The 10,246-nt window shown below is 69.5% G+C and carries 14 protein-coding genes; 4 read left to right on the forward strand and 10 right to left on the reverse strand.

Annotation, left to right across the window (positions count from 1 at the left end):
* Positions 1 to 217, reverse strand: a 217-nt coding sequence (locus Q0444_RS14720) for a DUF6112 family protein (RefSeq protein ID WP_299023711.1), incomplete at its 3' end; no start/stop codon positions are given.
* Between the two features lie 95 nt (positions 218 to 312).
* Here Q0444_RS14720 and Q0444_RS14725 point away from each other — a divergent pair.
* Positions 313 to 966, forward strand: coding sequence for an alpha/beta fold hydrolase (locus tag Q0444_RS14725; RefSeq protein ID WP_299023713.1), 654 nt, complete (start codon positions 313 to 315; stop codon positions 964 to 966).
* A 110-nt stretch (positions 967 to 1,076) separates the two neighbouring features.
* Here Q0444_RS14725 and Q0444_RS14730 read toward each other — a convergent pair whose 3' ends face one another.
* The 9 genes from Q0444_RS14730 to Q0444_RS14770 all read right to left on the reverse strand — a co-directional run bounded on the left by Q0444_RS14730 (position 1,077) and on the right by Q0444_RS14770 (position 8,769).
* A complete protein-coding gene (locus Q0444_RS14730; RefSeq protein ID WP_013601305.1) occupies positions 1,077 to 1,343 on the reverse strand; it encodes a DUF6112 family protein in 267 nt (88 codons plus the stop codon).
* A 6-nt stretch (positions 1,344 to 1,349) separates the two neighbouring features.
* Complete coding sequence (locus tag Q0444_RS14735; RefSeq protein WP_299023717.1) at positions 1,350 to 2,963, reverse strand: M23 family metallopeptidase; 1,614 nt, start codon at positions 2,961 to 2,963, stop codon at positions 1,350 to 1,352.
* Positions 2,964 to 2,977: 14 nt separating this feature from the next.
* Positions 2,978 to 3,670, reverse strand: a complete 693-nt coding sequence (locus Q0444_RS14740) for a hypothetical protein (RefSeq protein ID WP_299023719.1) — start codon at positions 3,668 to 3,670, stop codon at positions 2,978 to 2,980.
* 36 nt (positions 3,671 to 3,706) lie between these two features.
* Positions 3,707 to 4,705, reverse strand: coding sequence for a ParB N-terminal domain-containing protein (locus Q0444_RS14745; RefSeq protein WP_299023721.1), 999 nt, complete (start codon positions 4,703 to 4,705; stop codon positions 3,707 to 3,709).
* Positions 4,702 to 5,601, reverse strand: coding sequence for a hypothetical protein (locus tag Q0444_RS14750; protein ID WP_299023723.1), 900 nt, complete (start codon positions 5,599 to 5,601; stop codon positions 4,702 to 4,704). The genes Q0444_RS14745 and Q0444_RS14750 overlap by 4 nt, the downstream gene beginning before the upstream one ends.
* 93 nt (positions 5,602 to 5,694) lie before the next feature.
* Positions 5,695 to 6,099 (reverse strand): hypothetical protein, encoded by a 405-nt coding sequence (locus Q0444_RS14755; RefSeq protein WP_299023725.1) that lies wholly within the window; start codon positions 6,097 to 6,099, stop codon positions 5,695 to 5,697.
* Complete coding sequence (locus Q0444_RS14760) at positions 6,096 to 6,737, reverse strand: DUF2637 domain-containing protein (RefSeq protein ID WP_299023727.1); 642 nt, start codon at positions 6,735 to 6,737, stop codon at positions 6,096 to 6,098. The genes Q0444_RS14755 and Q0444_RS14760 overlap by 4 nt, the downstream gene beginning before the upstream one ends.
* A gap of 32 nt (positions 6,738 to 6,769) precedes the next feature.
* Complete coding sequence (locus Q0444_RS14765; RefSeq protein WP_299023729.1) at positions 6,770 to 7,696, reverse strand: bifunctional DNA primase/polymerase; 927 nt, start codon at positions 7,694 to 7,696, stop codon at positions 6,770 to 6,772.
* The gene (locus Q0444_RS14770; protein ID WP_299023731.1) at positions 7,696 to 8,769 is read right to left on the reverse strand and encodes an ImmA/IrrE family metallo-endopeptidase; all 1,074 of its coding nucleotides are present in this window, start codon (positions 8,767 to 8,769) and stop codon (positions 7,696 to 7,698) included. Before Q0444_RS14770 ends, Q0444_RS14765 begins: the two co-directional genes overlap by 1 nt.
* Before the next feature lie 309 nt (positions 8,770 to 9,078).
* On the opposite strand from Q0444_RS14770, the gene Q0444_RS14775 reads away from it, so the two are divergent.
* From Q0444_RS14775 to Q0444_RS14785, 3 genes are all read left to right on the forward strand, one after another.
* Complete coding sequence (locus Q0444_RS14775) at positions 9,079 to 9,510, forward strand: hypothetical protein (RefSeq protein WP_299023733.1); 432 nt, start codon at positions 9,079 to 9,081, stop codon at positions 9,508 to 9,510.
* Positions 9,511 to 9,570: 60 nt separating this feature from the next.
* Positions 9,571 to 10,035, forward strand: a complete 465-nt coding sequence (locus Q0444_RS14780) for a hypothetical protein (protein ID WP_299023734.1) — start codon at positions 9,571 to 9,573, stop codon at positions 10,033 to 10,035.
* A partial coding sequence (locus Q0444_RS14785; protein ID WP_299023735.1) for a hypothetical protein occupies positions 10,032 to 10,246 on the forward strand: 215 nt, incomplete at its 3' end. The genes Q0444_RS14780 and Q0444_RS14785, both read left to right, overlap by 4 nt.

The raw sequence follows: 10,246 nt of genomic DNA on the forward strand, positions 1-10,246 counted from the left end.
AGGCGAGGTGCGGGTTCGACGAGTTCGCGCCGAAGCCCCACACGATCGCGGACACGATCAACGCCAGCACAGACAGGATGAGGCCGATTGTCATCACCGCGCCGACGATGGTGCGCAGCTGGTTGATCCCCGGCAGGCCGTTGGTGTTGGGGTCGATGTTGATGTCCATCGGCACCAGCAGCGGCGCGGACATGACGTTGGCGAGCAGATCGAACACGGTAGGTCTCCTTGGCGACGGGCGACCCGCCCGCCGACTCGCAGACGGGGTACACGCGACAGGTGCACCCGTGACCCCGCCGATAAACTTGGGTGATGGCATCCGAAGCGCAGACCGTCGTGTTCCTCCACGGCATTGGTGCTGGCCCCAGCTCCTGGAACACCCAGATCGCCGCACTCCCGGACGGATTCACCGGGTTCGCCCCGCGAATCGCCGGGCTCGCCGACGCCGATGGCGAGGGATTCTCGCTCACCGCTGCGGCTGCCGCTGTTCGCAATGAGCTTGATCGGCGAAGTGTCGGGCGGGCGCACCTCTGCGGGCTGTCGCTGGGCGGGATGGTCGCCACTCGGTTCGCTATCGACTATCCAGAACGGATCGCGTCGCTGGTGCTTTCTGGCAGTCAGGTCCACCCGAACCCGACACTAATGAAGGTGCAGAATGCGGTCATGCGGGTCCTTCCCGCCAGCCTCGTCGCCCAACCCGGACTGAGTAAGCAGCAGATGCTCGCTGTGCTTCGTGTTGTCGGCGAAACGGATTTCCGCGCAGAGCTATCACGGATCGCCGCGCCAACCCTAGTGCTGTGCGGGCTGAGAGATCGCCCGAACCTCCCTGCCGCGAGAGAGCTCGCGGGCGGCATTGCCGCATCCGAACTGCAACTCGTGCCGGGTGCCGGCCACGAGTGGAATCTGCACCAGCCTGAAGAGTTCAACAGACGGCTCCGTGCCTTCTACATGAGCAAGAAGCGCTGACCTTCGGTCTGGCGCGGCCCATCCGAGCGCTCGGAGCACCGGGCATGACCACGCGGGCGACGGAACATCGCATCCATCTCCAGGAGTACCGGGGTCACGATGAACGGGGCTCAGAGTTGTTGGCCGAGGTTGAGTAGCCAGTTCATCCAGGCCACGCCGCCTCCGGCGAGGACGGCGGCACCGACGGCGACGAGCACACCGATTCGGCCCTTGCTGGCAGTGGCGTAGTTACCGTGGGCGGTCGCGATGGCCCAGACGATTGCGGAGACGATCAGCATGAGGACGGCGACGATGAGGACGAACGTCAGGAGCGCGCCGACCACGGCGCGGAGGTCGCCGATGCCGCCGAGCCCGTCGAAGTCGGGGAACACACCCATCGCCGATCACCCTGCTTTCACGGTGACGTGGAGGTGGTCGTAGTGGCCTCCGGTGATGGAGGCGGGGTCGTGCATCCCGCCGCCGTTGTAGGGTCGCCAGCCCTCGGCGTCGCGGGCGAGGGACCAGATTTGGCCTTGCCAGATCAGGTACTCGACGCCGAGCACGTCGGCGTTGTCCTTCATCCAGTTGGTGACCTTCCAGCCGGCGTCGAGCTGCGCCGGGGTGGGTCGCTGGCCGATCCGGTTGCCGAAGGTGATGTCGCACGCCCGCCCGAGCGGGTGCTCGGACTTGGTGCCGGGGCGGGGTGAGTAGCAGCCCCAGCCAGTGTCGGGGAACGCCGCAAGGGTCTGCTGGTAGAGGTGGAGCATTCGGGCGGTGATCTTGCCCGAGCTGGTGGGATCGTCGACGAGCCGGTCGGGGTCTCCATCGACGCCGGTCGGCGTGCCCACAGCGGTGGTGTTGCAGGAGGCGGGTGATCCGCTGGTTGCCGTCGGCAGGTTCGCGGCCCCGTGATCGTTGAGCCAGGCGGCGGCGTCGATGGCCTCACCAGTCGTGCCGCCGGGCCGGACCTCGAAGTGCAGATGTGCGCCGGTGCTCATGCCCGAGGAGCCGACATCACCGATGTACTGCCCGGCGCTCACACGGTCTCCGCGGCGGACGTGGATGCCGCCCTGCCACATGTGCGCGTAGGCGGTCGCGGCAGTATTGCCGTCGATAGTGTGCTCGATGACGATGAGACCGCCGTACCCGCCTGAGAACTCCGCGACGGTGACAGTGCCGTACGCGGCGGCGAGGATCGGCGTGCCATCGGGGGCAGCGAAGTCGGTGCCGGTGTGCAGCTTCCGTTCGCCCGTGATCGGGTGCACCCGCATCCCGAACGGCGAGGTCAGCACCCAGGTGCCCTCGGGCAGCGGGAACACCACCCGCGACGACGACACGGCCGGGCCACCCACGCCGCCAGCAGCATGGCTGCCTCCTCTGGTGAGGGCGGCGAGGATGCTGTCGGCGACGGGCGCGTAGTTGCGGTAGCGGTCGGGGTAGGCGGAGACCTCGACGGCTTGGGCGGCTTCGCCGGGGTCCATCTGCTGCCAGCCGGGGATGTCGAGCAGGCCACGCGGCGAGGGGTAGTTCGGCCCGGTCGGCCCGCCGAAGAACGCCCGCGCCTGATAGTTCGAGTCCATCAACTCTGCGGCAGTGCCCCACCCGGATTGGGGGCGCATCTGGAACAGGCCGAGGGAGTCGTGGTCGCCGCCGTTGCCGTCGTTCGGATAGTTCGCCGACTCGGGGTAGGCGCTGGTGTTGGTGAGCATCCGCAGCGTGGACTCGGTGAGCGCGGCCATCAGCGCGATCTTGATTCCCGGCCTGCCCACGTCGGTGATGCCGTTGCCGACGGCGATGATCGTTGCCGCGTGCGTGAGCTGGTGACGGTTCAGGGTGAAGGTCTCGCCGTTCGCGGTGGTCACGGTGAGCGAGTCCGGGATCGGGCCAAGGTTCACGGTCCCGGCGGGGGTGGCGCAGTAGGCGGCAGCGGGGTTCATCAGCACCCCGACGCCGAGGAGCGCGGCGGCGGGGGCGAAGAACAGCAGCGCCAGGGCTGCGATGGCGGCTTTGCGGAACACGGATGCCAACCCCTTCAGCGCAGCGGGTTGTCGAGCTGCGACAGCCGCAGCAGATGGCAGGTCGGATAGGTCGGGGCGCAGACGACGAACACGGTGAACGCGACCGGATGCTCGCTAGTGACCGGTTGCCCGTTCCAGACCCCGGCACGATGGCGGGTGCCCTCGATCGTGACGGCCGTAGTTCCTGCCGCGAGCTGCCCTGGCTGGGCCTGCGCCACCGCCTCGGCCCAGGCGTCGGGGACGTACGCGGTGTCGATGGTGAGGTGCTGCCGGGTGGCGTATTGCCGCAGCTCGATCCAGGCGTCACGGGTCGGCAGGTACGCGGCCACATCGGAGGCGAGCCCGGCTTGCTCGTCTCCGCTGGGGTCACCGACCGCGAGGATCGCCGAGGTGTAGTCCAGCGGCCACAGGCCCGAAGCCGTGTCCCACGCGAACAGCGTGGACGCGACGCCCTGCGCGAACGTCTCGGGATCGGCCGAACGCGGAACCGCTGGAACCCGCGGCGGTCGCGGTGTGCTCGGTGCCACGGTCGGCGGAGCGGTCGTGGTCGGGCCGGGCTCCGAGGCAGGGTCGGGGCTGGTGCTGCGGCTGGGGCCGGTGAGGAGTCCGTAGACACCGACCCCTGCCAGCAGCAGCAGGACGATGCCGGCGGCGATGAGGGCGACGAGTCGGCGACGGTTCCGGGCGTCGGTGGGTGCAGGGCTCATGCCGAGCAGGTGCGCACCCGGCACCTGTGCCCGTGGTCAGAGCGCGCGGAGTCGTGGGCGCTCGGCGGCGCCGTCGCGGGCGGCTCGGAGGGCGTCGGCGAACCGGACGGTGCCGTCGGCGGTGGTGAGGAAGTTCTCGAACTGCTCGTCGGTCAGTTCGGCTGCGAGGGTGTCGGCGTCGTAGTGGGTCCACCAGTTCGTCAGCTCGCCCCAGGTCTGCACGAACGCGCGCAGCGGGTAGCGGACGGGTTGCCCGTCACCGGTGACGAGCGGCAGTGGTCGCGGTGGGGTGCGCTTGCCCTTCTTGATCGACTTCGCCTGGGCCACGGCTGCCTCGGCACGGGCATGCAGCTCGGCCTCGCGCCGCTCCCGCGCGGTGGTGTCGGCATCGCGGATCGCCTGGTAGATCGGATGCACCGGGTCACCGGCCTCGATCCGCTCCAGCCCGGCGGCGGCCTCGGCGCGCAACATCTCGGGCTGGGCGGGGTTGTTGGCGATGTCTTCGAGGTGGCCGATCTTCTCCAGTGTCGTGTGCGACGCACCGCCGGGAATCATCGCCGCCGCTTGCTCCCGCGCATCCCCGAGCGCGCTCGACGGTCCCGCAAATTTTGCGGGACCGTCGTTTCCCGGCTGGTTCTCGCTGCTGAACTGGGTAGCGGACTTCCGGCGGGCAGCGTCCTCGGCCATCACCTGCTTGATCTCGCGGTAGAGGCCAGCGGCTTCGAGCTGGGTGTAGGGCTTGTGCAGCATGTTGTCGTCCTGCTCGGCAAGGAGCTGCCCGAGCCGGTCGGACAGGCCACTGCGAACCCACACGTTGACGGTGCGCCAGCCGAGCTTCTTGATCGCGGCCAGGCGTCGCGCCCCGCACACGAGTACGCCGTCGATGGTGATCGTGAGCGGTTGCAGCAGGCCGTCGCGCCCGATGGATGCCGCGAGGGCGTCGATGTCGCCGAGGTCGGCGCGGTGCCGGGCGCCGACGAGGATCGAATCGACGGTGCGGTCGAGATGGATGCTGCCGATCTGTGGCTCGGTCACGACGGCTCACCGCCTCCACCACTCGGCGCGGCCAGTGCGAGCGCGAGGATCAGATCGTCGTCGCGGAGCAGCAGGTCGAGGGTCTCGCCGAGCAGTAGCCGGAGCAGGACGCCGCGACCACTGCTGGTGGCGACGTAGGCCGGGTGCGGGTTCCCGAGCAGAGCTTTCAGCAGTGCGGCCCAGGAGCGGCGCGGCAGATCGAGCAGTGCCCGCGCGTGCCGATCGCGGCGCAGCGCCTCGTAGGCGGACTGGCGGGTGCCGGCCTTCATCAACGCCCCACAGACGTGCTCGACCGCGGCCCGAGCGGTGTCGGTTGGCCAGTCGAGCAGGCACAGCATCGCGATGGCGTCCTCGGCCGCCGATCCAGCGGACATGCACGCCTGCGCCGACCCGAGACTGTCGCGCGGCTCCGGTTCGAGGTCGCTGGGGCGCAGGTCGGTGGTGTGGAACGCGGGATGGTAGTCGGCCAGCGCGGTGTCGCGTTCGGAGAACCGTTCCGGGTCGTGGAACGCCGAGACGTGCGCGCGGCGGGCCTGGTGCACCGAGCAGAGCAGCCCCTGGGCGCGTTCCTCGTAGACGCAGGTGATCCGCACGGCGTGGGTGATGATCGCCCACGGATCGTTGGCCTCGCGGGTCGAGCGGTACTGCATCGCGTCGAACGCCGCCGTGACCGCTTCCCAGGTGTCGAGCTTGTGCTTCCTCGCGAGAGCGCGGTACTTGTCGGCGGCGAACTCCATCAGGTCGCGGGCCACCGGGTCGTGAACCCAGGCATCCTCGCCACCCTCGGCGAGGCGATTGAGCAGGGCGCGCAGGCCCTCGGCGGTGGTGAAGTCCTCAGCCCCGAAGGCCGTCGGCTCGGTCCTGGTGTTCCTGCTGGTGCTGGTTGGTGTGGTCATGGTGTCGGCACCTCCTGGCAGGCAGGTGCGCACTCGCTCCCACGAGCGCGTCCTGCATACCGATGCCGTCGCCACCATGACCTCTCACCACCGTCAACTCATCGAGACCCCAGAGCGGGACACCTGCGAGGCAGGCGCGCTGCTGCGCCCGAACGCCGAGATCGGAGGCAACCGCCGGGCACGGTCCCCGAGACGACGAACACCGGCACCGAGCGGGGTGCGGGTGCGGCGTGCGAGCTCGGCCTGGAAGTCGAGGCCAAGACCGGCCGCGTGCGCCGAGTGGCGGGCGATCAGGTCGGTGGGCCGCACCCACTCCACGCCCCGTCCGCTAACGAGCGCGTGCTGCTTGTCGTCGCGGGCGACCTGCGCGGCCCGCACCGCCTCCGGCGTGCTCGTCACCTCGACAGGCTCGGGGAGCTCCCGCGTCTCCTCGGGCACCAGCCGTGCCGGATCGGGCCTGGACGGGTCGGGGTGCTGCGGGTTGTCGGTGGTGTTCATGGGGTCGTCTCCTCCCGCTCGTCGGCGGTGTCGGTGGTGTCAGTGAGGTGCGCGACGGCGAACCAGCGGCCCACGGTCGAGGGATGCACCCCGAGTTCGCGGGCGATCCGCTTGTTCGACCAGCCCGCCTCTCGCAGCTCCCACCCAAGGGCACGCCGATCCGCCACACCATCGTCGCGACGGGTCGACTCTGCCTCGCCAGATGGCAGGGCTGGCATCGTCTCCGCAGTCGAGAACGAGTCGGCGGCGGTAGGTTCCGCATGGGGGTCGGTGGTGCGGGTGAGGATCACGGTCAAGTGCGTGATGGCCAGCAGCACGACGGGCGGCACCGCGGCGACCGAGGCCGCGAGCATCCGTGGCACGTCGGCGTCTGCGGCGACGACGGCGTGAATGGCGTTCGCCGTCACCGACACGAGCGCGCCGCCGACCAGCAGCGCCCACGGGTACCAGGCCGAGCGTCGCCCGGCGAGCGCGACGACGGCGACAGTGGCGACGACGATGATGCCGTCCACGATCAGCGGCCACGCCCACGCCTGCCCCGCCCCGATCCCGGAGCGAGCGGCCAGATCAGCCAACGACGTGAACGACAGCCAGAACGCCCCGGCGGCGATGAACACCGTCCCCGCGACCGCCGTCATCGCGGCCCACCGCCGCCCGTCCGACTCGCGCATCACAGCCCTGCCCTCCCCAAGGCTGCGGACGGTGGGCTCGCCGAGCGTCCGAACCAGCGACCCGCGCTTCGGGCCTGGCCGGCTGGCTCGGGTGCGGGCTGGGTGGCTCGGTAGGCGGAGCGCACGGTCGTGGCGATCTCGCGATCGCCCAGACCCGCCGACTGTGCCGCAGCACCCAGCGCATCGAGCGCATCGGCGGCCGAGACGCCGTTCTCGGCGAGGCGGCAGGCGGCCCAGAACAGGCCCCGGTTCCGCTCGCCCTCACCCCGCCCGGCGACCCACGCCGCCAGCCGCTTCCCATCCACGACCATCGAGGTGCTCTCGGTGCGTGGTGGGGCGACGGGACGCGGGTCGAGGAAATCCCGCAGACAGGCCGCGTCCACATGACCGACCGAGTGTGCGGCGATGTCGGCGACTTCGTAGCGCCGCATGTTCCCGTCGACGATTCGCCGGGAAGGCGGAGCGATGATGTACCCACCGTCGCCCCGGAAATCGACACCCGCGGTGGCTGCCTGCCACGACCGCTGCTCGCTGCCCGGCGTCGCCGGGAAGTACACGTGCGCGCCACCGGCCGGTGTGCGCACCAGCAGACCCGCTCCATCAACGAGCCCCGCATCGGTGGCGCGCTGGAACGCCGCGCGGCCATCGTGGGGGCCGTGGACATCGACATCGACGACGACAACGCCCGATGCTGCGCCGGTCGGGATGCCGATGTTCGCGTCCGGTGTGCGCGACCACAACGCCGCAACCTGTTCCGGGTCGCTGCTCGCGTCGAGGAACCCGCGCCGGGTCAGCGGACGCTTCCCCTCGACGAGGCACGGGAACACGGGCACGCCATCTGCCGCGAGCCTCCGCGCAGCGAACGCCAGGTTTGGCGAGCGATCCACGCGGATGAGCGCCGCAAGGACGTCGAATGGCTCTGGCATCACAGCCCCCGCCCTGCCAGCGTCGGCACCGGCGCACTACGTGGACGATCAGCCTCCGCCTCAGGCGTGCGGGAGGTGCGCGGACTGGGGGTGTCGCGTTCGAGGCCGGGCGGGGTGCCGTCGCCGACCAGGAGCGTGTCGAGCTGATCGAGGATCGCCAGCGCGGTCTTCCGCACCCGTTCGCCGGTGGCCTGCACCACCTGGACGGGCTCTTGTCCGTCCACGCGGGCGGCCCAGGTCGAGACGTAAGGGATCGTGTACCCGGCGGTGTCCATGCCGTGCGCGGCACCGATCATCAGCGCGACGGACTCGGCTTCGACCTCGCGGATGCTGCGATGCTGCCGGGCTTCCTCGTCGTCAGGATCGTGCATCACCACGTGCGCCAGCTCGTGCGCGAGGGTCTTGACCTGCGCGGCAGGGTCCATGTTCTCCCGCACCGCGACCGTGCGCGCCTCGTAGTCGGTCATGCCGTTCGCGCCGGAGATCATCCCCTCGTGCGGCACCCGCAGCACCTCGAACCCCGCGCCGTAAATCTGCCCGGCCAGCCCGTCCCACAGCCCCGAAGGTGCTTCGCCTTCCAGCAGCGTCGGAGCGGGCGGCATCGGCAGCGCCTTACCGTCGGTCTGGGAGGCGTCCCACACGTAGGCTGGGCGCGCTCCGACCATCCGCGAGCGCACGACCTCGTTGACCTTGTGCTTCTCTCGCGGCCCCAAGCGACGCCAGGAGTTCGGATCGGCAGGATTGGACGACGCGAACCGGCCCGTCACGGGCGCGAAGATCATGTAGCCCGGTTGGCCCTTCATCACTTGGCGTCCGAGCCCTTGCCACTGCCGGTACCCGGCAACCAGAGTCGGGAAGCGCTCGGGCACCCGGCCTGCCTCGAACGCGGCTTCGTGCTGCACCCAGATCAGCATCGTGTTGTTGAACGACCGCGACCGGAACCGTGCCGCGAAGGCCAGCGCCTGCCGCCAGTCATCACCCGAGACCAGCGACTCGACCGCTCCCGTCAGCTTCTCGTGCAGTTCATCGAGCTTCGCCTCTCGCGCCGCGCGGGCGTCCTCGTTCGATGCCATGCTCCGGCCTCCTCTTCGGCGGGCCGCGCCAAGGTTGCGCGCGGCGGTACACCTGGCAGGTAGGCGCGAACACCCGCGCCCGGACCGTGAGCTGGACATCGTCACCTCCTTGAGGCAGCCCGAGCCGAGACCGACACGCGGCATTGAGCATGCTCAAAATGTCCCGGAGTCCTGTTCTAACACCGACCGTTGAGCATGCGCAAGCCTTGATTTGTGCATGCTCAACGAGTACGGTTGAGCATGCACAACCACCCTCCGGGTGGATCACATGGATGCCTTGCCCGTCGCGAAGGGAAGGGGGTCACCGTCATGACCGAAGACGAGAGTCAGGCTGCGGCCGAAGACCTCGCCAAGCGTCTGCGGCTCCTGATGGACGTCGCCGTCGCCGAGTCCGGCACCGAGCCGACGTACTCGCAGATCGCCGACTTCCTCCACGAACGAGGCACCAACCTGTCGCGGTCGCGCTGGACGTACATGGTCAACGGCCACCGCTACGTCCAAGACCCCGCCGTGTTCGAGGGGCTCGCTGCGTTCTTCGACGTGGACGCCGCGTTCCTGCTCGGCGAGGACGGTGCGGCCACTCCCGAGAAGGTCTCCGCTCAGCTCGATCTGGTTCGGTCCATGCGGGCCGCGAAGGTGAAGTCCTACGCAGCGCGCACCCTCGGCGACATCTCGCCGAAAGCACTCCACGCCATCACCAAGTTCCTGGACGGGGAAATGACACACATGCCCGAGCACTGACCGGTACCGCGCGACACGGAGCCGCCACCGGTCCTGCTCCCCACAGACAAGGGGCGAACCGTGAATATCGAACAGACCGTATCGGCGGCCGTCGCGGGTCTTCAGCTCGGCAGCACCTTCACCTTCGACGACCTCCGCGACACCGTCCAAGACCGGCGGCGCCGCCGGCTCCGCGTCGTCGAGCTCGCAGACCTCGACGCCCACGACGGCCTCTGCGCGGCCTTGATCTCCACCGACGCCGAAGACTTCGTGCTCCATGCCCGCAGCGACTCCGCGCTGCACCGTCAGCAGTTCGTGCTCCACGAGCTTGCCCACATGATCCTCGGGCACTGCGACGGCGACGACTGCGCCGTCGAGGAGGTCTTGCTGCCCAACATCCCGCCGTACACCCGCGCGCGCCTGCTCAGTCGGCAAGACCTCGACAGCGAAACCGAGATCGCCGCAGAGTCCCTCGCGGACCGGCTCGCCGCCGGCATCCGAGGGGCGGTGTTCGCCGAATCGGCCTACTCGGAGGTCTTCGGATGATCCAGACGCTCGTCGCGACGCTCATGTGGGCGCTCGTGGCGAGCCTGCTCATCTTCCGCCGCAAACGCACCGACCGCAGCGTCAGCCACGCCGCCCTCACCATTGCCATCGCGATGACGCTGAACGTAGATAGCATCTACGCGGTCGTCGATCCGTTCCTCGGCGGCACGAACATCGCGACGCTGATCGCGGACGCCCTGCTGATGACCGG

The sequence above is a fragment of the uncultured Dietzia sp. genome, from assembly GCF_937873725.1.
Classification (GTDB): domain Bacteria; phylum Actinomycetota; class Actinomycetes; order Mycobacteriales; family Mycobacteriaceae; genus Dietzia.